Raw genomic sequence first — 24,193 nt, forward strand, 5'->3', positions numbered from 1 at the left:
ACGGGGATAAGCGGCAGCTTTGCTTCATGACCGGAGCGCGGCGGAGATGCCCCTCTGATCGACTTCGCAACCCATCTCATCCGCGCTGGTGCAGGTGGGCTGTATCAGGCGACAGAATTTAGAAGGCACCCGACAAGAGACGTGCCCAGCTGGAAATCGACTTTAGGAACAGCGGTGCAATCTCAATCGAGCCATGAACGCCAATGTAGAGAAAACAAAATGGCGACCAACCCCGTTCCAGATCATGTCCCGCCCGAAATGGTGAGGGACTTCAGCCTGTTTACATCGCCAGGGATGCCACCAACACCCAACGGGGATCCACACGCAGCTGTCGCTTGCGTACATGACGGGCCTCCGATCTTTTACTCCCGCTACAACACGCAAGATGGCCGGGGTACCTGGGTCATCACCCGTGCCGCGGACCAGCGGAAGGTGCTGCAGGACGCAGAGACTTTTTCCAGCCATCGCAGCATCTTCTCCTCCATACTGGGTGAAAACTGGCCGACGATCCCGCTTGAGCTCGATCCACCGGCCCATGGCGTCTTTCGCTCACTGCTCAATCCGCTGCTTTCGCCAAAGCGGGTGTTGGCTTTGGAACCGGCTGTCCGCGAACGGGCGGTCGAGCTGATCGAAAGGATCGCCGCGTCGGGAACAAGCTGCGAGGTGATGAAGGATTTTGCCTTTCCTTTCGCGGTGAGCACCTTTCTTCGCTTTCTGGGGTTGCCTGATGACCGACTCGATACATTCGTTGGCTGGGGGAAAGATCTGCTCCACGGCGACGATAAGGAACGACCTGTGGCTGCCCGGACGATCGTGGCATTCATCGACGAACTTGCAGCCATGCGCCGCGACGAGGCGGTTGACGATTTCATGACCTTTATCGTGCAGGCACAGGTCGAGGGCCGCCGGCTGACGAACACCCAAGTCCGCGGCATCGGCGTGCTTGTCTTCGTCGCTGGGCTCGACACGGTCGCAGCAGCTATAGGCTTTGACTTGGCGTACCTCGCACGCAACCGCAAAGATCAGCAATTGCTGCGGAGCGAACCGGACCGCATCCCGCTCGCAACCGAAGAATTGCTGCGGGCCTATCCGCCCATTCAGTTGATCCGCGTGGCCACGAAAGATATCGACTTCGAAGGCGCGCCGATCCGGAAGGGGGACTATGTTTCCTGCGCCACGATGATTGCCAATCGTGACCCGGCGGAATTCGAATGCCCCAACACGATTGATTTGGAGCGGGAGGACAACCGCCACGCAGCGTTTGGCTATGGTCCCCACCGTTGCCTTGGCTCACACCTTGCCCGGCGGGAGATTGTCATTGGCCTGGAGGAGTGGCTGGCGCGCATCCCGGCTTTCAGGATCAAGCAGGGTACGGCGCCGATAACTTCTGGCGGCCATGTGTTCGGGATCGAAAATTTGATCCTGGACTGGTCTTAGGCCCGCCCCGAGCCGGGCACAGACAATGGAGGCAGCGCCATGCGCATCATCGTCCAAAGGGCCAAATGCCAGGGCCACGCGCGATGCGCGGCGCAAGCGCCGGACATCTTCAAACTCGATAATGACGGTTACATCCTGCCTGGTGACATTGAAGTTGCGGAAGGGGAGGAACTGCCTGCATCACGAGGCGCGCGATCCTGTCCTGAACGTGCGCTAGAACTCACCCGCTGCGCGTTTTGAATCGGCCTCATTCAACCGTGAGTCTGGCGGCTTGAACCATGTGGCCGCACTCAGCACGCGACCTCTGTCCCGCACGGTTCACGTCCAACTCTGCAGGGGCATTTCCGGCGCCAGTGTTCCCCGTGAGGCGCAAACGGCAGGGCAGGGGTTCGCGAACAACTCTTCCAATCACACAATTTGCGTCAGAGCCGATGGACCAGACGAGAATTGCCGGACTACTCGACGCGAGGCGACCGGAGTGCCACACCGAAGAACTGCCCGACCCATGTTGCGGCAGGCCGGGTCTGTGCATGATTTGATAGGACCATAGCAGGAGAACGCACCATATTTGCCCAACATTATGCCCGGCTCAGCACCGGCCAATGGCCGCAGCTGGAGAGGAGGTTCGACCAGCATGTGCTTGCCTGTGTGCTTTCACGTGCGCTCGAGGAGATCGAGGCTGGCGAGGCGACGGCGACGGAGGCAACCGGACTTTCGCGCGCCGAGTTGCGCGATGTCCTGATCCGCTGTTTCCCTGCTTTTCCGATCAACGCGTTTGCCTTGGAAGAGGGGAGCGAGCCCGAGCCGGATCTGGAAGAAGAACTTCTGCGCGGACTGCTGCTGGCGCATGCCCGGCCCGACGACAAGGCAGGCGCCCGCTTCGCCAAGATCATCGCCCGGCGTGCCATGCGCAATGACCACCTCTGGCAAGACCTTGGCCTCTTTAGTCGAAGCGACCTCGGCCGCCTGCTCGCCTCGCATTTTCCGACGCTGGCGGCCGGCAACACCCAAAACATGAAATGGAAAAAATACTTTTACCGAAAGCTCTGCGAGGCCGAAGGTTTTTCGCTGTGCAGCTCCCCCAGTTGCCGGGACTGTAATGATTTCGAAAGCTGCTTCGGCCCGGAGGAAGGCGAAAGCCGGCTCACACGGACCAAGGACAACGCCCAGGATTGAGAGCCGCTTGCGTCAGTCGTACAGCGTCAGAGCTCGCGCCACGCCATATGTCTGTTGTCAAATCTCGACGGAGGCCTTGGGGGATTTGAATACTGTGCGCTCGCGATGCTCGCTTCGGCGGGTCGTCGTCATGGCAGGCGCGAGTCGAATGTTTGTTAGATGCCGCCACAACCTAAGCCGGCATCATCAATCGCTACAAGCGCAAGGAGTTGAAGGACACGTTGCGCGATCTTGAGCAGGCCGGACTTGGTGACCAGCTCGTTAGGTTTTCCAATTCATGAGTGGCTAGAGCGATGGCTGTACTGGCGTTCGATCTCGTTTATTTTTCCGGCCTGACGGCAGACCAACTGCTAGGCAGCGTCATCTCACTTCTGGCGTGTTTGCTCCTTTATAACGCTCTGGCTCCGGACCGAGTTAATCGATAGGTCGGCGGCCGCTCGGCGTCACTGCTAATGCCCTGATACGATTTTAGGAAACGGGGTCTGCAGTGTTTCTTCCGCTTCGGCGCCACATAGCTTTCAACCAGGCGAAATGCTCGACGTCGACAGTTACCAGCGGCCGTAGGTTGATGGTCACCGTGTTTGGCGCTCAGGACTTCCTCCGTGCTAGTCAATGGCGAGCATCGGAAGCGATTTTGCAGGTTTTGCGCAGACGGGATTCTGGCTCTGCCCGCCGGTCGGGTTCGTCAAAAGGTGCTAATATAGCGTTGTATGTCCGATCGGCGGTAGTAGCCGCTTACTGATCGCCGGACGGTCGATCCCTGAACCTTGTTGCACCCGCACCTGGGGTGCTTAGGGAATGATATTATCTGACAAATGGAAAAATCACGTAGGAGCCAAAGTAAAATTTTATTATATTTGACTCCGGAGAATTGCCAAGTAATGATCCAAGAACGCATCTTTCGCGGGCCGCTAGCTTGTTTTTAAACTCTAGTGCGTCACTATCGGGTCCGTAGATCCCAAAAATGTCCCATCCTTTGCAGGGCAACAAGGAGGCGTACTATGGCAAGAATTTTTGAAATTCTTATGGGCAGTCTGACTGCCGGATCTGTTCTCGCAATTCTTTGCATGCCAGCGACTGCAGCTGGAATTAATGTCGGAGGCGTCGGCGGGGTATCCGTCGGCAGCGGAGGCGCCAGCGCTAATGTGGGCGGCAACAGCGGCGCTACGGCTAGCGTATCCCTAGGCGGTTCTGGGGCAAATGCCGCAGCCTCCGTCGGCGACACTGGCGGAGCGACTGCTTCCATCGGCACTGGCAGCGCCAATGTCGGTGTCGTCACCGGGGTTGGTACCGACGTAAATGTCGGCGTTGGAACCAATCCAGCCGCCAACCCCAGCAACCCGACCGCTTCGAGCAACCCGAATCTGGCTAGCGTTGTCGGCGATATGTCGAACGCCCAGGTCACTCGGATGAAGAAGCGCTGCGTCGAAGTGCTTAGCAACGAAGACACCTATGATCGTGACCTGCGCCGGCTCTGCCTGCTGATCTCGCGCCGCTAACCAGCGACCCCTTTCCGACCTGTCGGGGCTGTCGACATGACACTCTCCAGTTCCGGCAGTGGAAGCCCGCCCGCCGAAAGGTTGGCGGGCTTTTACAGTCAGCGTTTTTCCATCCGTAGCAGCCAGGATGTTTAGGCACTTTCGCGTATGTAAACGTTGACATTTAAGGCGCTTTCGCCTCGTAGGCAAGTTGTGTAACGCCTTGTTCTTGAACAAAAAATGTGAGAACGCCTAGTTGCTTAAGCGAAAAGCGCCTTACCGAGCGGATATCAAAAATAAACATTGTAGCGATCTTGCAACCGCCCGAGGCCGCTTTTACGCGTTCGGAGCAAGTCTAAGGCCGATAAGTCATCGTTTTGCTTATGTTTCTTCACGTCACGGCGGCGGTAGGTGTAGCCGGGAATGTCCTGCAAATGGAACGTATTGCCGGGAGGCGAGTAGCGGTAGATAAATCCGAATTGGTCGGTGATCCCGTTGACGCTCGTATAAGTGATCTCGCCATACAGATACATATGGAAGGGAACCCGCCCCTATGTGAGTATCGGACAGGAAAAGCTCATTCAGCACATTGTTTGTGATAGGGCCGCCGCGATCAAAAGCTGCAGGGCTAAGAGCATCGTCTGCCCCGAGCACCCGTTCAACGTCATTGATTTCTCCGGGATGGTAATGCGGAGTTGGCGGCAAGTTGCAAAGCCGGAGGCTCGCCCGAATCTCGTTTATGATGGCAGGAGTGCGTCCGAAATTCTTGATCGAGTATGCCGCTTCCGGAATTGGTCTTTTGTTGTCGGGCTTGTCAGCCCAATCGTGCGTCACCCCCACCAACGGTTTGGTGGCGGTGACGAACAAATACGGTCGCTCGATATCGAGCAAAGCCTTTTCGGCAATGTCGGCGCTGCGCTGGGTGTGCCTAGCAGCCTCTTTGGCGTAGTAAGCAGCGGCCATAGCAGCGGCGAGCGTGAAAGCACCCACGATAGCGCCAATGGTGGTCCAGTTCGCCGACTGTTGGGCAGCGTCGGCAGCCTTCCACTGGGCACACAGATCGGAACTGCGATCATCGTGACCTGCTTGGCATGGGTTAGTGTAACTTGGGGGTTCATTTGCCTGTTGGACTGGCGGAGGACTCGCCGCAACAGGGTTGCCTATGGTCTCTTGATGCTGTTCGGAATGTTGGGGCTGAGTGCTCTTGCGCTCGTCTGGCGGTAAAGCCGCCCCGAGTAAAACTACTCCGAAAGCCGCAGTGAGGATGCCCCGATAGCGTCTCAGCATTGCAGTAAGAACGCAGCGCTAAAGCCCCCCCCGGCTTATTTTGTTGTTCAAATTACGCTCGGTTTCGTGAATGTCCATAGTCGCCAATTTTTCGGCGAGTTGGGCATAGGTAACGCCCTTCCGCTTCAACTCTGACTTCAAAAGGTTCTTGGCTTTCGTCTCGTATTCGACGGTCTGCGGGTCGTCCTTGCCTGCCATAGCCTCGCCTCAAAAAATATCATCACAGTCGGTGGTACAGGCCCCTGTATTTGGCGATACAAGCCCCGCATATAACCGGATATGATGACAATGGCCCAACACTTCCTCCTTTCCGCCGAAAGCCGCTCCCTTTCTCTGAAAGAGATTTACAAGGGTGGCGAGGAAAAGGCTTACGACGCGTTCAAGGCTTCGACTCAAGGCGAGCCTGTTTGCCGGAAATGCGGGTGCCTGGATCATTACGACATTCCGACCCGTCGCAAGTTCAAGTGCGCCGCTTGCGGGGGCGCAGTTCTCGGTTACGAGCGGCACGATCTTCGCCTTGGCGCAAGCTGTCGTTTGTCGATCTGCTCGCCGCGATCTGCCTGTTTGTTAACGGCGCGAAGGGCATGTCGGCGGTCCAGTTCTCTCGCGATCTGGACGTGCAGTACAAGACCGCCTTTGTGCTGGCTCACAAGCTGCGCGAAGCCTGTCGGCTGAAACCAAGAACGCAACCCTTGAAGGCGAGGTCGAGATTGACGGCGCTTACTTTGGTGGCGTGGGGCGCGCCGTGGGCGCGCGCTTCTGCTACTGCGCGAACGCCTCTGGAGTCGATTTTTAGCAGCTCATTGGCGTGATCTTCAGTTCCTTCGCCACAAAGCCCGTCGGAGAAGAGTATGCTGCCTGGCCTATTCATTGGCCCAAGTCCGCTTGCCACGGCAGCTATCGTTGTCATTTTTACATCAGACGATCGTCTCGTGAGCAGTGGACCGCAAAGTTGCGAAGACGCAGTTGCCCTTTGCTTCTACTGTGCATAGAAGCCATTTGTGCGGGCAGAGGTACAAAAATGGGTGCGGTGCTGTGGGAATAAAATTCGAAAAGCTAAATAAACTGCGGGAGTCTCTACTAGAGGCAAATCACGATTTCCGCGCCAGCACCCAATTGTTCAATAGCTTGGATGTCGCAAAAATTGATCGCGAAATGGATCTTGAAGGTCGTGGAACGCAGCGAGGCGAGGCTAACCAGCCCCCGAAAACGGCCAAGAATTTCGACGATATAGAGCACACAGTTATCGAGAGGGTCGAGGACGAAAAGAAGGCCGCACATCACACACTCGAAGACAGCCTACAGCTACTCTCCGGCCGATTGGCTGGCCTCGACTTTGAAGAGCAGTTTGGTCTGATCCGTCAGGCGAACGCCGCCAGTGTTTCCGATTTCAAGGCCTCGATCGCGGTGGGCCTGGACGAACTTCACGGATTGCGCAAATCGCTCAACGATGCGGAGAAAGAACACGACTGGTTCAAACAGAAGCACGGGCTTGTCCGGGCTGTGAGGGTTCAACACGGAGCGGCCCATGTTTTCCGAGTGTCCCTGCTAATCTTCCTGTTCCTCATTGAAACGGCGATGAACGGAAATTTCCTCGCAAAGGGAAATGAACAGGGATTCTTTGGCGGGCTCCTCGAAGCCGCCGCTTTCTCGTTTTTGAACATCGGCGCCGCTCTGCTGTTCGCAATATTCTGTGCACGCCTGGTGACTCACAGATCGCTTTTTGTGAAGTTGATCGGCGCGCTGTCGATAGTGGCCTATATCGGCTTGGCATTGACCATAAACCTAGCGCTTGCGCATTACCGCGAGGTTAGCGGGTCCTTTGTGGACGGAGCCGGCGTCGAGGTCGTGCGCAGCATGCTCGCCAATCCGGCTGGCCTTATGGACGTGAAATCCTGGCTTCTGTTCGGCATTGGTCTCATGTTTTCGATCTTTGCGTTTATCGACGGCTGGTTCGTTCTCGACCCATACCCGGGCTATGCGGGTGTCGAAAACAGATTGGTGGCTCGCCGGGAAGACTACATCGAGCGCAAGAGCGAGCTCATCGAGGCTCTGCAAGAGGTGCGCGATGAGCACAACGAGAAGGTGGAGGACATCGTCAAGCGGCTGGGGAGCAGACGCAGGGAGCATCGAGCGATCATCGACCATCGGTCGAGGCTGCTGACGCTCTTTGTGCAGCATCAAGACCAGCTGGAGCGAGCCTGCAACCAGCTTCTCTCAAAGTACAGGGAGGCCAATTTCCAGGCCCGCACAGAGCCAGCGCCAAAACATTTTGCCACACCCTACAAACTTGAGCGCATAAAACCCCTGATATCGTCCGACGATGAATGGAGCGAGAAGGACCTGGGCGCCTCAATTCGTGACGCGCAGGAAGAACTCAACGCTCAGCTGCGGCTCATCGGGCTGGAATGCGAGCGCGGGATCGAACAGTACCGAGATCTCGACAAGCTTCATCCGGATAGCGTGAATGGCTAGGCGGGGTCGCAGAAGAAAGAAAGGCAGTGGCGGCACAATTATCGCAGCAGCCGGATTGGCCGTGCTGTCGGCTGTGATGCTGGCCGGTTTTGTTTGGATGTGGTCGAGATCCGGGAAGGACCAAATCGACATCAGCACGAATTGCCCACTGAACGGACCTGTGAGCCTGACAGCGGTCTTGATCGACGCCACCGACCCGATTTCGCCGATAACCATGGCGGATCTGAAGAATGAATTCCGCAAGACCATTGGGCGCGTCGAGCCTGGCGGCTATCTCAAGATATTGACGCTGGGCGCGAGGCCCGGCGACCTGACTGTGATGTTTGATGGATGCAATCCGGGCGACGGCTCGACGGTCGACAGCTGGACGAACAATCCGTCTCGGCGGCAGAAGAAATGGGAAGATGCGTTCGAGGACCCTTTGACGAACCTTCCCGACCAGATTCCCAATGGAGAATCCGCGAGCCAATCTCCGATCATGGCCGGAATTCAGAAAATCAAACTGTCGCTATTCGATAGCAGTTTGGCGAAAGAGAAGACCGCTAAGCGAATAATAGTCGCGTCAGATATGATCGAACATACGGCGCTGTACTCACAATATCGTTCGGGTCTCGATTATCAGAAGTACCTTGATAGCGCGGCTGACAGGACTTACGGGACATCGCTCGATGGCGTCGGGTTTACGATACTCTACGTCGATAGGGCGAAGAAGCCATTTGGCTCTTTCGAACATGCAGAGTTCTGGACCCGGTGGGTTCAAAGCCATCATGGTGATTTTGAGAAGCTGGTAGGGTTGGAGGGGTTAAACTAATGGCCAAGAAGCGAGGGGAGTCGTTCTTAGGACATCCGAGCCTGCCCCTTTTCGTCTTTGCGACGCTAACCCTGGGTGGCTGCGTGTTCATCGCAATAGCCAAGCTGTCGGGCGTAGACCCTATAATGGCGGCGAGCGCACCGGTGTGCCTGATGCTCATCTATCTTGCCGCGTCCGTCTTCACCGGCAAGCTACGGCTCCACGATGAGCAAACAGGCGACAATCTCTACTACATGGGTTTCCTGTTTACGTTGACGAGTCTCGGCGTATCGCTGTTTCAGTTTGGTTCCGAAGGATCCACCGACACAATCGTGAGGAACTTTGGTATCGCGGTGACGTCGACGATCACGGGCATTGCTTTGCGGATCTTTTACAATCAGATGCGCCGCGATCCTGCCGACATCGAACGGACGGTCAGGCACGAACTCGCGGATATGACGCGGCGTGTAAGAGCCGAGATGGAAAGTGTAACCAGGGAATTCGCTGACTTTCGCCGCGTAAGCAATCAGATGTTGGAGGAGGGTTTTGCCGAAATCGCCGTTCAAGCGGAGCGGAACGGAGAGCACATAAGATCGGCCCTGGATAAAATCGCGATGGAATCGATCAGACCAGTTCAAGAGGCCTCGGGAAAGCTCAGCAATGCTTTGAGCCACAATTTTGGGCAGATCGAAAGTCAGTTCTCGTCGATCGCACAGCGCGTCGAGGCGGCAGCCGATCTGCTCGACAAAGCCAACAGCTCAATGTCCTCTTCAGTTGGCAGACTGGGTGAACAGGCCGAAAGCGTAGCCACCAAGTTGGAGAAGGTTGTCGTCCCTGATGAGGTCCTTAAGAACGATCTGGCGCCGATGGTGAAACTTCTTGGCAGCGCGGTCGCTCAGTATGCTGTCAAAACAGAGACGGCTTCGCAGGAACAGCAAGCCCGCATGGCGGGCATCGTTGATGCTGTGGCTAAAGTGGCCGCAGGTGTGGAAAAGGCTGTGGCAGCCGCAGAGCAAACAGCGGAGAGCGTCCAAGCGCAACAACGCTTGACCCAGGCGCTTGCCGCAGTGGTGCAAAAGCAAAGCAAGGACACCGGAGACCTTGTCGCAACCTTGGCAGGAAGAACCCTTCACGCGCCGAGGCCTGTTCCCCCTCTCAACGCTCCTATTGCGATTGCACAGCCACTGGCAGATCTGGCCGCAAATGACACCGTCGAGAGCGCACCAATTCGGGTCGAGCGTGAGCCCCAACCAGACGCTTTCCAAACTCTGGGAAGCGAGCCTCCCGCCGAACGAACGGAACCGCCTAAGCGAACCAGTTGGTGGGGCAGGTGAGTGACGCTGGCGGGACTTCGGTCGCCTTCGAGCGCAAGGGTTTTGGCCGCGGTTTGATACTGGGCCTGACCATGGCCGAGACGATGCTGCTTTTGGTGTTCTGCCTGTTGCTAGCAGCCGGTGCTATCATCACGAAAAAGCAGAAAGAGACCGATGAGGCACTGCGAGCCACTCAATCAAACAAGGAAAACGTGCAGAGGCTCGAAGCCGAGAACAAGCGGCTTCTGGCTCAGATAAAAGCGGTGTTTCAGCCCACGAGGGGAGGAACCGTTCCCGACGAACAATGGCGCGAGCTGGTCCTGGCCAAGGATGCTGTTAAGTCGGTCAAGGAAGCAGGTATTTCTCTGGAGGAGGTCGTGCGAAATGCCCCTGTCGCGAAAGTCCTTGCGGACAACGACATAAGCGTTGATCAGACCAAGGCCATGATAGATGCGGCGAAGGTCTTGAGAGAATTTGGTTACGCCGGCACCGACAAAGGGCTGCAGGATCTGGCTGATGTGCTCAAGGAGGCTGCAGAGCCGACGCAAGCAGCAAAACCTCACGATTGGCCGCCGATCATCAGTCTCAGCGAACTGGATGGCTATAATTTCGATACCGGAAGCGCAGAGCTTTCGAATGCCTTCAAAACAAAGTTGCGCGATCTTGCGAAGACCATCGCCGGGACTGCGACCTCGTACGGTGTCGACGTGATTGAGGTAATTGGACACACGGACGAACAGGCAATGGCGGGCGAATCCTCCAACATGGACAAGGGGCTCCAACCGGTCCTGTCAGGGAAAGTGGAAATCGGCTCACTCCATCCCGCCGACAATGCCGGTCTTGGGCTGGCCCGCGCGATTTCAGTTACAAGTGTGCTCAGTGACATGCCCGCATTAAAGGGGTTTACGATTTTGCCGATGTCTGGTGGTCAGCTCATCCTGCCCGGCGATCATCTCACCGACGGAGCGCAGATTGGCGATGTACGGGCTCGAAGGCGCATCGAGATTAGGGTGAGGCAGCGATCAAAATTGGCGCCGGTTGGTGGCGCCAAGCCATGAATGGGGACGAGAGACTGGCGCCTTAGCCGGTACGGCAGTTGAGTTGGGGGGATTGGGCTATGGGGTTTTACGTTCGAAAATCGATCAGTGCGGGACCATTCCGCTTTAACTTTTCGTCCGGTGGGGTTGGCGCTTCCGTTGGCGTGAAGGGCCTCCGCATCGGCACTGGGCCAAGAGGTCACTACATCCACGCCGGCGTGGGTGGGCTCTACTATCGTGGCACTTTAGGCAAGGCCAGCGCGAAGAAGGTAGTCCAGCTCTCTCAGACCCCATCTGCGCCGCAACCCCGTCCACAATCCTCGCGCCCGGAATACGTCTCTGACGGCGTCGTGATGAGAGAAATCGAGTCCCGCGATGTGGTGGAAATGCGTGACGAGACATTCGCCAATGTGCTCGATGAAATCAATGCCAGGCAATCGCAGACGCGGCTGTCCGTAGCACTCGCGGTTTTGTTCGGGATTGCAGGTTTCCTTGCGGGGACCAAGCTCGGAGGTGCCGCACCGGTGCTGGGCATCGGTGCCTTTGTGCCGGGTATGCTCATTGGCAAATGGTTTGACAGTTACCGCGGGGTGAGCGTGCTCTATTACGATCTGGAAAAAGACGCGGAGGCCGCCTACGGGCGACTTGTCGGCGCGTTCGAAACTCTCACCGGCTGCGCAGGGAGATGGCATGTCGCTGCCGACGGCAAGATAGAGGATCTGACTGCTTGGAAGCGAAATGCCGGGGCCAGCATGCTGGTCGACAAAAAGCCCACGACACTTACAAGCTCCTTGCCGAAGGTTGTACGCAGCAACGTTACTCCTCCTTCAATCCATGTGGGTCGGCAGGTGCTCTTCTTCATGCCTGACCTAGTGCTGGTGAAGGACGGAAACCGATACGGCGCAGTCGGATATGCCGATCTGCAGACCCAATTCGCCCCGAGTAATTTTATCGAGACCGGCAAAGTTCCATCTGATGCGGAGATCGTGAGCTACACCTGGGCTCACCCAAACAAAAACGGCGGGCCTGACAAGCGCTTCAAAGACAATCGGCAGATCCCTGTATGCCGCTACGAAGCGTTGCGGTTTTCTAGCCCGTCCGGACTTAACGAGCTGGTGGAATTTTCCAAGACAAACGTCAGCCAGCCCTTTTGCCAGGCTCTATCGGCACTCGCGCAATTGCATCGAAGCTCCGACCGCTAATTCATAACGCGAAATGCGCACACTAGGGAGTGATGGTTGGGGATGGGCTCAAAGCGTGAGCCCAGGTCAGCAAACGCCTTCGCACGGAATCCCGTCGCTATCTCGATCCAACTTGCTCCCCCATGTGCAGTTGGCGAGATACCAACGTGCTTCTTCGCAAGAAGAAATCTGCGTGCACAACCGGCGAGGTTGGCATGAGTAGCTCTGTGCTACTTGGCGACGGCTGACAAGCCCAAAGGGGCTTTTGGTTGGGCTCGCAGATTCGGCATGTTGTTCGCGCCAATCCCAAGGGTTGTCAAACGTCCCAATCCAGATTCCAACCTTTGCGGTTTCAGCATTAGTTTGCTGTTGCGCATAGGCGCCGTGGCTATAGCGGGGCCAGTCCAAGGCTTGGCCATGTTCGACCATCCAGGACGCGACGCTGACACCGTCCGCGCGCCGACAATCGCCGACGAAGCGACGGTACCGATCCCATGAAACAAATGTGCATTGGACAGGCTGCGAAGCCGCAAGGAAATTCGCCAATGCTTCGGCCGCCCGGCGCCCGCAGGGGTATTGATGTGCGCTAGCGTCATTGCAGTATTGGCGGCTTTCGGGTGCATCGATGCCGTTGAAGCGGACGCGCTGCCCGTGGATCTCTATCGTGTCTCCATCAATCACCGATGCTATGCCTACAATCGGCGCCCGTCTCGACCCGGCCGAGTTTGCTATATCGAGACCACGTAACTGGTCACCCGAGCCTGTAAAATAGTGGGTCGCGTAAGCAGCCAAGGCCACCACGATCACCACGATCAGAGGCAAGCGCACATCTGGAGAGAAACGTCTGCGGACGATTGGTTCCGCGCCGCGCCTTGGTCGCGCGCGGCGACGATAAGAATAGCGATTGTTATTCAATTTCCGATCCTTTGCGAAACGCAAGCTGCATGATTTGTAACGTGCCTCTGCACCATTCATAGCCGCCTTTTTCGCTGGCGCTGGTTTGCCTTGTAGTTCGGCGCTTTGAACACCATGGTGCCTTCGCAGATCAGCCCGAAGTCACGACTTTGTAGTTACCTTTTCCGTAAACACGACCATCTTTCCGCGCTGGAGCCTACAAGTTTTCTCGGAATGAAATTAGGAGGCCGATTCAAAAAGAAGTCGGCTTGTGCGCCAGTTGGTCGTGGCCGGCGAGGCGGATGCCAGAGCTGCCAACACCTCGTCCACACGTATGATGGCATTTTGTCCGAAAGGGAACCTCGAGATCAAGGTGGGGATGCGAAGTGTCCGGAACATTAAACAAACATCCGCAATTTTTCCACCAAGCCGCAGTGCTCACAATACTAAACGATTGAAGTGTTGGTGGTTGCCATTCGAGGTTGAAAAACCAGCATTTTATGTTGCGGACAGCCCTTGTCTAGGCTCTATGTGTCCAGCCTATCAGGGGGGTGTGAGTGTCGGAAGTTGAAAAATCGGTCTTCCAAAGCGATCTGCCTTTAAAGGAAAAGCTCGAGCGAGCCAGGATGGAATTGCTCGACCTTTCTGCTCGCAACCGACTTTTGAATGTGCCACGGTTTTCAAAGAGCGCGAAGACGATCGATATTGTCGACGAGAGGTCGTCTGAGATCTATCGATTGCTGGTGAGCGAAGGAAAGGCTTTTACCTTCCTGGCCGGCAAGCCGGATCGGCCGAAGGCAGGCCAGGTTGAAAGCAGCCCTTCAGACGAGGAAATCGACTATTCCCCCGTTGCTCTTGCTCAGCCTGAGGACGAAGGATTCGACGATAGAGGGGTATCTGCGCGACATTCTGACACCAAGCTTCAGACGAGGATGACCCCAACGGGGCTGCAGCGCCGGCTCCTTGATCTCTACCACGATGCCCGCACACTTGAGGAAGAGCAGGGCGTCAATATCCTCTTTCTGGCCCTTGGCATGCTGAAGTGGATTGACCCGAGCAACAAAGAAAACATCCGTCAGGCTCCTCTCATTTTGGTCCCGGTACGGCTGGAGCGAGGGGCCGCTGGAGAAAAGTTTCGGCTGCGAGCTCGTACGGAAGATCTTACCGCAAACCTCTCCTTGGAACTTTATCTCGACCGCATTCACAAGCTCGCCCTGCCGCGTTTTGAAGTAGGAGACGACTTCGACGTCTCGGCCTATCTCGATGCCGTTGCCGAAGCAGTGTCGACCAAAGAGGGTTGGCAGGTGCTTGCCGATGATATGGTGCTCGGCTTCTTCTCGTTCGCTAAGTTCTTGATGTACCGTGACCTGGATCCGGATCTCTGGCCGGATGGCGCAAAGATTATCGAACAACCGAAGATCCGCTCGCTTCTTTCAGATGGTTTCGAAACACGCGAACCGCTGATGTCGGACGACATTGCGATTGATCCGCATATCGCGCCTGCCGAAATGTTGCATATCGTCGACAGTGACAGTTCTCAGACGCTGGCGATCCATGATGCAAGAAAGGGTCGCGACCTCGTTATCCAAGGTCCTCCCGGGACAGGAAAATCGCAGACGATCGCAAACATTATCGGGTCGGCCGTTGCCGATGGAAAGACCGTGCTGTTCGTTGCGGAAAAAATGGCCGCACTTGAGGTCGTGAAGCGACGGCTTGACACTGCGGGGGTGGGGGACGCCTGCCTTGAGCTCCATAGCAACAAGGCAAACAAGCGCATGATGCTGGAGGAGTTGCGGCGCACCTGGCAACTCGGATCGCCTCGCGGACAGCTTGCTTCTTCCCTTACTGAACGCCTGCTGGAGGCTAGGGACAAACTCAATGCACATGCTACAAGGATGCATGTTCCATTTGGAACGTCCGAACTCACTCCATACCAGGTTCTTGGCCAGCTAACCCGACTAAGGCAGAACGGGCAAAAGCCAGTTGACATTGAACTTGAGGATGCCACCGCTTGGACGAATGACGGTGTCTCGCAACGTCGCAAACTTCTCGATGACGTGTCTCAGCGGATCAACGAATTCGGCTTGCCGATCCACCACCCATGGCGGGGAGTTGGCCTGGATGTCGTTCTACCAACGACCATTGAGAGGCTCGTCCCACGCATTGCGTCGTCCCTGGATCAAGCAAAGGCTCTGCACGCCAAACTGGCCGATATTGCTGAGCGGATCGAGGCGAAGCCTCCGCAAATCCTCAGCGACAGCGGCGAGGTAGAAGATCGCGCTGAGCTTCTCGCGTCCGCACCTGGACTTCCTGCCGAGGCGCTAGTCTCGCCGGTTTGGGATGAGCGTCCAAAGGACATTGCATCGCTTCTCTGGACAGGAACAGATTTCAACCGCAAATCCGAGGAACTGTCGGAGCAGTTGGTGGCGACGGCTATCGATACGCCAATTGAAGGTCTCGAGACAGAGCTTGCTAAGCTTCCTTCAGACTTTCCGAAAGATGGTTTCGTTCGTGCGCGCCAGCTAACCGTGTTGCTCCCACGCTTAAGAGAAGAAGCTGAGCGGCTAAATCAAGAACTGGGGTCTACCGTTTTACCGGACACGCTTGGAGGACTCCTCAGGTTAGTGATGACCGGCGAGAGAGTTGCGGCAGCCCCCGATGCGAGCCCTGAGGCATTCGCAGCCACAGTTTGGGACTCCGGGCTGGAACAGGCTGGTGACCTTGCCGACAGCGTAGCAACGCTAGAGACTGCTAGAGCCGAGCTTCAGGGCAAAGTTGTTGATGCCGCGTGGAGTACCAACGTGGCCGCGGCGCGGCAAGCGCTCGCCGAGCACACGGGAATATTGAAAGCATTGAATGGTGACTACCGTCGTGCCACTGCACTTGTGCGGACTATGTTGGTGGCCCCTAGCGCGCCTGCGGCGGAGATAGTGGGTCTCCTCGACATTCTAATGAAGGGCCAAGCGGCCGCAGCAAAAGTGCGCGAAGGCGACGCCTTTGGCGGTTCCGCCTTCGGAGCCGATTGGCGCGGTGAGAGATCGTCTTCGGCACCACTCCAGGCCTTAGTGGAGTGGATGCGCACGCTGAGGGGACTTGGCTCGGAACCGCGAATTATAGCCGGGCGGATGGCGGAGCGCTCTGAAGCGGGCGCGCGTGCGGTGCGAGTTCGTAAGGTGATCGACATCGGTCAGCCGATTATCGAGGGGTTTTGGAACGATTTAGGCCACCTTGCGTCATCCATGCAAGGTGACGTGGCTTCCCCCGAGCGGGCCTCGCTGCAACTGATGGAAGCGAAGGCAAGCACTGTAGCTCAAGCCGATGACGCGTCACGACAGGTGCTGACTGACGTTCCAGATCTGATCAGTGAGCGGGTGGAGATACTGCGCCGACTAGGCAGACTACAAGCGCTTGATCAAGAGATCGAGGACGGGGAAAGCCTTGGCAAGTTCGCATTCGGCTCGTCGTGGCTCGGTCGAGGATCCGATTGGGCCGCGCTCGCGCAAGCCGAACTTTGGCTGAGAGAAAATGGCTCAATCCGGCATTTGGCTGCGCGGTTGCCTGAAAGACAAGAGATCGCAAACTTGGCGCGTTCAGCGCGTGAAGCGGCCCAAGCGGCAGCGCGGGAATTGAAGGCGCTTGCAGGGGATTTGAAAGCCGATGCTCCCTCCTTGTTTGGAGTAGACGATTTTCCAGACGTCGCGATAGTCGAGGTTGTTTCTCGACTGGAGGGGTGGCTCGATCATCAGGAACAGCTCTCGAAATGGGTTGCCTATGGAGAGCGATCCGAAACAGCCCGAAAGGCTGGACTGGGACAGTTGATAGACGGCCTGGCCGACGGCCAGATTACAACAGGATCGGCGCGATCAGTCTTCGATATGGCCTACTACGAACGGATGTTTCTAGCGATGGCGACCGATGAGCCGGAGCTGGCAAGGTTCGACGGGGAACTGCATTCCAGGGCTGTACGTGACTTCGCCGATCTGGACCGACAGAGGATCAAGGCCGGTGCCATCGAAGTTGTGACGGCTCATCACCGAAAAATTCCTTCAAGAGACGGCGGAGCTGGACCAGTCGGACTGCTTCGTTCTGAGATGGCGCGCAGACGGGGCCACATGCCTATCCGGCAGTTGATGCAGAAGGCAGGGCCTGCCATCCAGGCACTCAAGCCAGTGTTCATGATGAGCCCGCTTTCGGTGGCCCAATTCCTGTCGCCCGGCAGGATGTCCTTCGATCTTCTTGTGATGGACGAGGCGTCTCAGATACAGCCTGTGGACGCGCTTGGCTCGATCGCCAGGGCCAATCAGGTGGTCGTTGTTGGCGACGAACGCCAACTGCCACCCACGACATTCTTCGCGAAGGTGACAGGCTCGCAGTCTGAAGATGACGAGGGTGAGGGCGCGCAGGTCGCCGACATAGAAAGCATCCTCGGCCTGTTCACGGCCCGCGGCTTGCCGCAGCGTATGCTCCGCTGGCACTACCGTAGCCGTCACCAATCTCTCATCGCCGTATCGAACAGCCAGTTCTACGAGAACCGGCTTTTCATCGTGCCAAGCCCCTATACCCAAGAGGCAGGCATGGGGTTGCGGTTTCAGCATGTGCCAGAGGGGGTCTTCGATTCCGGTGGCACAGGAACCAATCCGGTAGAGGCGAGAGCAGTAGCCGAAGCGATCATCCGTCATGCGAAGGTGAACCCGCGAGAGACTCTAGGCGTTGCAACATTTTCGGTTAGCCAACGCCGCGCGATCCAGGATGAACTCGAAGGGCTGCGGCGACTAAATCCCGATACGGAGGAGTTCTTTCACGCGCACCCCAGCGAGCCATTCTTCGTCAAGAGCCTTGAAAATGTTCAAGGCGATGAGCGCGACGTGATCATGATCTCAGTGGGGTATGCGAAGAATGCGCAGGGGTACATGGCCATGCGTTTCGGCCCTCTTGGTGCGGAAGGCGGCGAGCGTCGGCTCAACGTCCTCATAAGCCGCGCCAAGCGCAGCTGCGAAGTATTCGCGTCCATCACAGACGAGGACATCGACCTGGAGCGTGGCAAAGGGAAAGGCATCTTCGCCTTCAAGCTCTTCTTGCACTACGCGAGAACAGGGCGAATTTCGCTTGCCCAGGCCACGGTTCGCGAAATGGATTCAATCTTTGAAGAGCAGGTAGCCAACGCGCTGATCGGAAAGGGTTACCAGGTTCATGCTCAGGTTGGCATTGCAGGCTTCTTCGTCGATCTCGCGGTTGCTGATCCGGAGAGGCCAGGCCGCTATATTCTTGGCATCGAATGTGATGGCGCAGAATATCATTCATCGCGCTCGGCCCGAGATCGAGACCGGCTACGGCAGTCTGTTCTGGAAGACCATGGTTGGATAATCCATCGCATCTGGAACGCTGACTGGTTTCAGAGGCCACGCGAGCAGCTGGAGCGAACCATATTAGCGATTGAGGCTGCGAGAAAAGAGCTCGATGAGCGGGCCGAATTGGGGGTCCAGAGAAATCGTGCTGTAGCCGTGCAGGTTGTTACGGTCGACAGAGGCAACGTGACGGAAATCGGTCTCGAAAGCACAAAGGGATCCGAGATACCCAATCGAGCCTACGAAGAGGCCGAACTAAACCGACCGGGATCGTTCGAACTCCACGAGACGCCCAGCGGAATCATGGCCGGACTGGTCGAGCAGGTGGTGGCTATAGAAACACCAATCCATGTCGACGAAATAGTTTCGCGTATTCGGGGCGCGTGGGGTCTGCAGCGGGCCGGTGGCAGGATTCAGGATGCAATCGAGCGAGGGGTAGGCATAGCGCAGAGAGGTGGTGCAGTAGCCCGTCGAGGCAGCTTCTGCTTCAAGCCAGGTGCTCCTGTTCGTCTCAGGGATCGCAGCGGCGTCGTGTCCGCTGGATTGCGCAAGCCCGAAATGATTGCGCAGGACGAAGTCGCCCAAGGCGCCATGGAAGTCGTGAAATCCAACCTCGGTGCGACGGAGGAAGAAATCGCAATAACCGTTGCGAGAATGCTGGGCTTCAAAGCCACAAGTGCACAATTGCGGCAGTTGATTTCAGCTGGGGTCGCCGATTTGATTGCCAAGGGCTTGCTGCGGCCCCAAGACGGTTTGTTGGTGGCCGGCGAGTCCGCGAGCGAGGCATTAGCTGAAGTGTGACCGGGCATTGTAGAGCCCTCGTTGCAATCTCTGTTGAAGCTCGGAACACCTCTTTTGCTGGCGGAGGCTGAATGGCATTTCGATTCGTACACACGGCCGATATTCATCTCGACTCGCCGCTGCGTTCGCTCGCGATGCGTAATCCCGATCTTGCCGGGCTCGTGGGCGACGCCAGCCGCCAGGCATTCGTTTCGATAGTGGATCTCTGCCTAGAGGAACGCGTGGATGCGTTGGTAATAGCCGGCGACCTATACGATGGTGATCAAACCTCGATGAAGACGGCGCGGTTCCTGGCAGCGCAGATGACACGCCTGCACCAGGCCGGCATCAGGGTTTTCAAGATCCGCGGCAATCATGACGCCCTGTCGCGGATTTCCAAACAGCTGGTGTTTCCTGACACCGTGACCATTTTTGACGGTCGTGCTCAGTCGGTATTGCAGACAGCCGGCGGTGTGGACGTCGTTTTCCATGGTTTGAGCTTTGCGAACCCTAAGGCGCCGGACAGCCTGCTGCCCAAATATCCGGCTGCTCGCGAAGGAGCCGTCAATATTGGCATCATGCATACCAGTCTGGCCGGATCGCCCGGTCACGACGTTTACGCGCCCTGCAGCATCGCTGACCTGCACGCCCACGGTTTCGACTATTGGGGGCTTGGCCACATTCATCTTCGCCAAGTCCATTCCGGCGCAAGCACGGTGGTGATGCCGGGAATACCGCAGGGGAGGGACATTAACGAGGCCAGTGAGAAATCAGTTTCCCTAGTAACGGTGCGCGACGACCGTTCGGTGGAGGTCGAGGAAAGGCTGACCAGCGTTGCGCAGTTCGAGCGGGTCAGCGTCGACCTTACCGGAGCAGTTGAGTGGCCGGAAGCCGTCGCGCGTGTTCGCTACGCACTCGAAGAGATGCGGGCCACCGTCCGCTCGCGTCATGCTGTGGCCCGCGTTGGCCTAACAGGAACATCACCATTCTTATGGGCGCTGATCCGCGACAGAGATCTCCTTCTTGCCGAAGCCGAACAGGCTGCGGAACAGCTAGGCCATACGTGGGTGGAGAAGCTCGAGCTTGACCTCGCGCCACCTCGGGCGGAGACGGCCGAGGATACTGCTGATCCGATTTTCGAACTCGAGCAATCCATGCGCGCCGATGCCACCTCGGATGCCTTCCGCGCCGAGGCGAGGGCGTTCGTCCAAAGGATGGTCGCCGACCTTCCGGCCGACGGACGGGATTTTGCTGGGAAGGACGAAGCCGGGCTGGAACGGTTCCTCGATCAGGTGCTTTCCAAGGGCGCAGACTTGGTGACTTCCCGCCTTAAGTCCGGTGGATCGTCATGAGGCTGCAGCGCCTTGACCTCATTCGCTATGGAAAGTTCACCGATGGTACGATCGACTTCGGACCCAAACCGGAATCCGGACCTGATCTGCATATCGTGTTTGGCCTGAATGAGGCCGGCAAATCGACAGCGCTTTCCGCCTATCTAGATTTGCTGTTCGGCATCGAGGAACGGAGCCGCTACAACTTCCTGCATGAGTACAGCGCCATGCGCATCGGTGGGGTGCTGGAACTGGCCGGCTCCGAGCACACGTTCACGCGTACGAAACAGCGTACTAATTCGCTATTGAACGCGACGGGCCAATCGGTGAGCGAGGTGGCGATCACGGCGCATCTCGCCGGACTGTCGCGTGACGCTTACACGACTATGTTTTCACTCGATGACGAGACGCTGGAAGCCGGCGGAAAATCGATCCTGGAGTCGCGGGGCGACCTCGGCAAGCTCCTCTTCACGGCCAGCGCCGGTCTTGGGAACGCAAGCGATACGTTGAACGCCCTCGAGGCCGAAGCAGACGCGCTGTATCGGAAGCAGGCGCATGGCACCGAACTGGCGCTGCTGAAGAAGCGCCTTGTTGACGTGAAGTCGCGCAGGGATGCGATCGACACACTTGCATCGACCTATGAGGGGCTGGAGGCCGAACGTCTCGATGCATCGCAGCAGTACGGCCGAACCATCAGCGATCGGGCGGTGCTGGTGGCCAGGCTGGATACCATTGCTCGTTACGTACGTGCTGCGCCGATGCTGGCGGATATGCGCCGCAAGATTGCCCGGCTGGATCAGCTGCCGGACATCACCTCCCCAGCCCGGACATGGACGGGAAGTGTCACCGAACTGATCGATGACGATGCCAGCCTCAGAACGCGACTGTCCGCAAACATCGATGAGGTCGAGCGGCTGTCGGCAAAAGTCACTGCGGTCGACGAGGACGAACGGATCCTGTCGATTTCCGAACGCATTCGCAGCCTGGCGGAGGGCAAGGTGCGCCATACCGCGGCTGGCTTTGACTTGCCCACTCGCAGGATGGGGCTGCAAATCCTCAACAACACCGTGGCAAGCTGCCTTGCCGCGTTGGGCCGGTCTTCCGAGCCGGATCCTGCCGCACTGCTTCTGCCTGCCGTCACAGTTGGCGTCGTTCGCGCTATGGTCGAGCAGAGGTCCGGTATTGCTACGGGGGCGCGCGCCGCCCGCGACGAGGCGGCGGCAGCACTCGATGCGTTGCAGGTGGCAAGGCAGCGGGTCGGCGAGGAAAGGGCCGTGCCCGAACCCGCCAGGGCAAGGCTGGGCTCGGCTTTGTCGAAAGCGCGAGCAAGCGGACACAAGGCAGAGATCAAGACGGCTCGCGAGGCGGGAGATGCGGGAACAATCCGATGGAAGGCATTGCTGGCTCGCTTGCGTCCATGGAACGGAGATGCCCTCGCTCTCGCCAACGTTGCGGTTCCGAGCGCCGGGCAGATTGCCGCCTGGAAGACAGTAGCGTCAGTACTGGCAAGGAACACCGCGGTACTTGCCGAACGCCTCGCCGAATACGAGGGCAACCATGCAATGCTCGCCGCACGATTGGATGCCCTTCGAGCCTCGGTCGACGTTGTCGACGATGAAGCGGCTGCCGCCATCCGCCGTCTCCGCGATGATGCGTGGGCAACGCACCGCGCAGTGTTGACTGGTGACACCGCTGACGATTTCGCCGTGGCACTGACGCGCGATGACGTTGCCAGCGCAGGCCGGCTGGCCGGCGCGGCGGATCTGGCCGAGATCCGGGCAATGACGCGTGCCCTGGCCGAGGCCACTGCCAACCTGTCACGAAACGGCATCCAAAGCCAACAGCTCGTCAAGGATGCGGATACCCAATTGTTGGAAATCCGTGTGGCCGCCAGCGACCTCCTCGGAGAAGCCCTGGAACCTTCGTCTGAGCGCCTGATCGAAAGGATCGAGGATCAGATCGAGGCGCGCAGCGATGCGCTCGCTGCCTGGGAGCAGATCGAACTTGCTCGCTTGAAAGCCGAGCGAGCCGCTGACGCCGGCGAGCAGATACACTTGGAAATGAGAGCGGCGCTGGAAAGCGTCGGCATAGTATCAGAGCCCGGCGACACCCTCGAAGCAATCATGGCCATCGCGGAGCTGTTTCTGGACCGGCAGCGCAAGGTGGACGCCGAGTATGCCGAGGCGCTCAGAATGGTGAGTTCCAAAGAAGAGGATCTAGCTGCCCGACGGGTTGCGGTAGGGGTGGCGGAGCGTCGCGAGGAGGAATGGCTGGCCGGCATTACCGAAGCGCTCAAGGGAACGTGGCTCGAAAGCGGTCTGTCCGCGTCAGGCGTTGGCGCTGTGCTCGATCAATTGGCCGAACTGTCAAGAAGCCTGCAGGAACGGGAGGATCTGCAGCTGCGTATCGACAAGATGGAGGCCGACAGGGCCAATTTTCTGGTCGAGGTCATCGCCGTTGCGGTCGAAGCCGACGAGCCGACGAAGGATGGCGAGCCGGAGCAGTTGGCCACCCGCCTTGCCGAGCGCCTGGAGCGTGCCGAGCGGACACGTGAAACGAAGGCAAGCCTCGGAAACGAGCTGAAGCGCCTCAAGGAGGCGCGCGAAATCCTCGACACCGAGATTTCGGCACACGAACGCCGCAAGAATGAAGTGCTGGGCGTCTTTGGCGTCGCCACTCTGTCCGAGGTAGTCGAACGCGACGAGCTGCTGCGTGAGCGCGATGGCTTGCGCACTACCGTCGCCGAACTTGAGGAGCGGATAGTGGCGGAACTCGCAGTCGATGGATTCGACCAGGCACGCTCGATCCTGGACGCGATCGATTTCGACAGCCTCGCGGTCGAGAAGGCTGAGGGCGAGCAGCGGCTTCGCCAGTTCGATGAAATCATCCAGCAACAGCTGATCCGACAGACCCGCGCGGCAGACAAGTTGGACGCCATCGGCGGTGACAGCGCGGTTGCCCGCCTGGATGCCGAACGGCGCACAACCCTGTTGGAAATCGAGGAGAAGGCCGTTCGCTACATTGAGCTGAAGCTTGGTATCATGTCGGCTGGAAATGCTTTGCGGATCTACCGTGAGAACCACCGTTCGGGGATGATGGCGCGTGCATCAGACGCATTCAAGCTAATGACCCGTGGGCAGTATTCAGGCCTTACAACCCAGCCCGTCAAAGGCGAGGAGGTTCTCATCGCGGTGCAGCGCGACGGGCAATCCAAGCTCGCTGAAGCGCTTTCGAAGGGCGCGCGCTTTCAGCTCTACCTAGCACTGAGGCTCGCCGGTTATTACGAGTTCGCCCAATTCCGGCCCTCGGTTCCCTTCATCGCCGACGACATCATGGAAACCTTTGACCATATTCGCTCGGAGGAAGTTTTTAGATTGTTTGGGGAGATGGCGAACACAGGTCAGGTCATCTATCTCACGCACCACAAGCACCTATGTGAAATCGCCAAGGCTGTTGTGCCACAATCTACCATTCACCAGCTGGATTAGGCTCGATTAGAATTCGCGTCAAAACGGTTCAACTAACCAACTGGTCTGACTTAGGAACCTTCGATCGAATCCGTCATGACGTCCCATAGCGGCTGAGAAATGCCTATTTTGTTCTGCAATGTTGCGTGGATGAACGACTACGCCGGGCGGAGCGCGGATGCCCGCCTCTCGGTGGCGGGGC

At 57.8% G+C, this 24,193-nt stretch carries 16 protein-coding genes and 1 pseudogene; 14 read left to right on the forward strand and 3 right to left on the reverse strand.

Annotated features, from left to right (window positions below):
* Nucleotides 1–219: 219 nt before the first annotated feature.
* The 4 genes from NKI46_RS27010 (at nucleotide 220) to NKI46_RS27025 (ending at nucleotide 4,112) form a co-directional block, all read left to right on the forward strand.
* The gene (locus tag NKI46_RS27010) at nucleotides 220–1,437 is read left to right on the forward strand and encodes a cytochrome P450 (RefSeq protein ID WP_352723953.1); all 1,218 of its coding nucleotides are present in this window, start codon (nucleotides 220–222) and stop codon (nucleotides 1,435–1,437) included.
* A 39-nt stretch (nucleotides 1,438–1,476) separates the two neighbouring features.
* Entirely contained in the window at nucleotides 1,477–1,677 is a 201-nt protein-coding gene (locus tag NKI46_RS27015) for a ferredoxin (protein ID WP_081727483.1), read from the forward strand.
* Nucleotides 1,678–2,001: 324 nt separating this feature from the next.
* Nucleotides 2,002–2,613 carry a nitrogen fixation protein NifQ gene (locus NKI46_RS27020; RefSeq protein WP_352723985.1) on the forward strand — a complete coding sequence of 204 codons (612 nt, stop codon included), beginning with the start codon at nucleotides 2,002–2,004 and terminating at the stop codon, nucleotides 2,611–2,613.
* A 1,001-nt stretch (nucleotides 2,614–3,614) separates the two neighbouring features.
* On the forward strand, nucleotides 3,615–4,112 hold the full coding sequence (locus NKI46_RS27025; RefSeq protein ID WP_031356183.1) for a hypothetical protein: 498 nt from the start codon (nucleotides 3,615–3,617) through the stop codon (nucleotides 4,110–4,112).
* A 269-nt stretch (nucleotides 4,113–4,381) separates the two neighbouring features.
* Here NKI46_RS27025 and NKI46_RS27030 read toward each other — a convergent pair whose 3' ends face one another.
* Nucleotides 4,382–4,624: a hypothetical protein gene (locus tag NKI46_RS27030; RefSeq protein WP_023806332.1), complete on the reverse strand. Its 243-nt coding sequence runs from the start codon at nucleotides 4,622–4,624 to the stop codon at nucleotides 4,382–4,384.
* A gap of 22 nt (nucleotides 4,625–4,646) precedes the next feature.
* On the opposite strand from NKI46_RS27030, the gene NKI46_RS27035 reads away from it, so the two are divergent.
* On the forward strand, nucleotides 4,647–5,315 hold the full coding sequence (locus tag NKI46_RS27035; RefSeq protein ID WP_352723987.1) for a hypothetical protein: 669 nt from the start codon (nucleotides 4,647–4,649) through the stop codon (nucleotides 5,313–5,315).
* Nucleotides 5,316–5,396: 81 nt separating this feature from the next.
* Here the strand turns inward: NKI46_RS27035 and NKI46_RS27040 are convergent, their stop codons facing one another.
* A complete protein-coding gene (locus tag NKI46_RS27040) occupies nucleotides 5,397–5,576 on the reverse strand; it encodes a DUF6471 domain-containing protein (protein WP_352748854.1) in 180 nt (59 codons plus the stop codon).
* 90 nt (nucleotides 5,577–5,666) lie between these two features.
* Here NKI46_RS27040 and NKI46_RS27045 point away from each other — a divergent pair.
* The 6 genes and pseudogenes from NKI46_RS27045 to NKI46_RS27070 all read left to right on the forward strand — a co-directional run.
* Nucleotides 5,667–6,111, forward strand: a pseudogene (locus NKI46_RS27045) (transposase family protein); the annotation flags it as partial.
* A 308-nt stretch (nucleotides 6,112–6,419) separates the two neighbouring features.
* The gene (locus NKI46_RS27050) at nucleotides 6,420–7,853 is read left to right on the forward strand and encodes a hypothetical protein (protein ID WP_352748932.1); all 1,434 of its coding nucleotides are present in this window, start codon (nucleotides 6,420–6,422) and stop codon (nucleotides 7,851–7,853) included.
* On the forward strand, nucleotides 7,846–8,664 hold the full coding sequence (locus tag NKI46_RS27055) for a hypothetical protein (RefSeq protein WP_352748857.1): 819 nt from the start codon (nucleotides 7,846–7,848) through the stop codon (nucleotides 8,662–8,664). The genes NKI46_RS27050 and NKI46_RS27055 overlap by 8 nt, the downstream gene beginning before the upstream one ends.
* A complete protein-coding gene (locus NKI46_RS27060) occupies nucleotides 8,664–9,977 on the forward strand; it encodes a hypothetical protein (protein ID WP_352748859.1) in 1,314 nt (437 codons plus the stop codon). Before NKI46_RS27055 ends, NKI46_RS27060 begins: the two co-directional genes overlap by 1 nt.
* Entirely contained in the window at nucleotides 9,974–11,014 is a 1,041-nt protein-coding gene (locus NKI46_RS27065; RefSeq protein WP_031198812.1) for an OmpA family protein, read from the forward strand. The genes NKI46_RS27060 and NKI46_RS27065 overlap by 4 nt, the downstream gene beginning before the upstream one ends.
* 59 nt (nucleotides 11,015–11,073) lie before the next feature.
* Nucleotides 11,074–12,195, forward strand: coding sequence for a DUF4236 domain-containing protein (locus tag NKI46_RS27070; RefSeq protein ID WP_352748861.1), 1,122 nt, complete (start codon nucleotides 11,074–11,076; stop codon nucleotides 12,193–12,195).
* A 66-nt stretch (nucleotides 12,196–12,261) separates the two neighbouring features.
* On the opposite strand, the gene NKI46_RS27075 is transcribed toward NKI46_RS27070, so the two are convergent.
* Nucleotides 12,262–13,089 carry a thermonuclease family protein gene (locus tag NKI46_RS27075; RefSeq protein WP_352500572.1) on the reverse strand — a complete coding sequence of 276 codons (828 nt, stop codon included), beginning with the start codon at nucleotides 13,087–13,089 and terminating at the stop codon, nucleotides 12,262–12,264.
* Between the two features lie 536 nt (nucleotides 13,090–13,625).
* Between NKI46_RS27075 and NKI46_RS27080 the strand changes: the two genes are divergently transcribed.
* From NKI46_RS27080 to NKI46_RS27090, 3 genes are all read left to right on the forward strand, one after another.
* Nucleotides 13,626–19,214 (forward strand): DUF3320 domain-containing protein, encoded by a 5,589-nt coding sequence (locus tag NKI46_RS27080; protein ID WP_352748864.1) that lies wholly within the window; start codon nucleotides 13,626–13,628, stop codon nucleotides 19,212–19,214.
* A gap of 71 nt (nucleotides 19,215–19,285) precedes the next feature.
* Complete coding sequence (locus NKI46_RS27085) at nucleotides 19,286–20,545, forward strand: metallophosphoesterase family protein (RefSeq protein WP_352748867.1); 1,260 nt, start codon at nucleotides 19,286–19,288, stop codon at nucleotides 20,543–20,545.
* Nucleotides 20,542–24,012, forward strand: a complete 3,471-nt coding sequence (locus tag NKI46_RS27090; protein WP_352748870.1) for an ATP-binding protein — start codon at nucleotides 20,542–20,544, stop codon at nucleotides 24,010–24,012. The genes NKI46_RS27085 and NKI46_RS27090 overlap by 4 nt, the downstream gene beginning before the upstream one ends.
* Nucleotides 24,013–24,193 lie beyond the last annotated feature (181 nt).

Origin of the sequence: Mesorhizobium sp. M0615 (assembly GCF_040320805.1) — a bacterium.
Taxonomy (GTDB): Bacteria; Pseudomonadota; Alphaproteobacteria; order Rhizobiales; family Rhizobiaceae; genus Mesorhizobium.

What these genes read in the sequence shown, in the direction of transcription:
- NKI46_RS27010 (WP_352723953.1), top strand. Translation starts at nt 220, where the DNA reads ATGGCGACCAACCCCGTTCCAGATCATGTCCCGCCCGAAATGGTGAGG.
- NKI46_RS27015 (WP_081727483.1), top strand. Translation starts at nt 1,477, where the DNA reads ATGCGCATCATCGTCCAAAGGGCCAAATGCCAGGGCCACGCGCGATGC.
- NKI46_RS27025 (WP_031356183.1), top strand. Translation starts at nt 3,615, where the DNA reads ATGGCAAGAATTTTTGAAATTCTTATGGGCAGTCTGACTGCCGGATCT.
- NKI46_RS27030 (WP_023806332.1), bottom strand. Translation starts at nt 4,624, where the DNA reads ATGTATCTGTATGGCGAGATCACTTATACGAGCGTCAACGGGATCACC.
- NKI46_RS27040 (WP_352748854.1), bottom strand. Translation starts at nt 5,576, where the DNA reads ATGGCAGGCAAGGACGACCCGCAGACCGTCGAATACGAGACGAAAGCC.
- NKI46_RS27055 (WP_352748857.1), top strand. Translation starts at nt 7,846, where the DNA reads ATGGCTAGGCGGGGTCGCAGAAGAAAGAAAGGCAGTGGCGGCACAATT.
- NKI46_RS27060 (WP_352748859.1), top strand. Translation starts at nt 8,664, where the DNA reads ATGGCCAAGAAGCGAGGGGAGTCGTTCTTAGGACATCCGAGCCTGCCC.
- NKI46_RS27070 (WP_352748861.1), top strand. Translation starts at nt 11,074, where the DNA reads ATGGGGTTTTACGTTCGAAAATCGATCAGTGCGGGACCATTCCGCTTT.
- NKI46_RS27085 (WP_352748867.1), top strand. Translation starts at nt 19,286, where the DNA reads ATGGCATTTCGATTCGTACACACGGCCGATATTCATCTCGACTCGCCG.
- NKI46_RS27090 (WP_352748870.1), top strand. Translation starts at nt 20,542, where the DNA reads ATGAGGCTGCAGCGCCTTGACCTCATTCGCTATGGAAAGTTCACCGAT.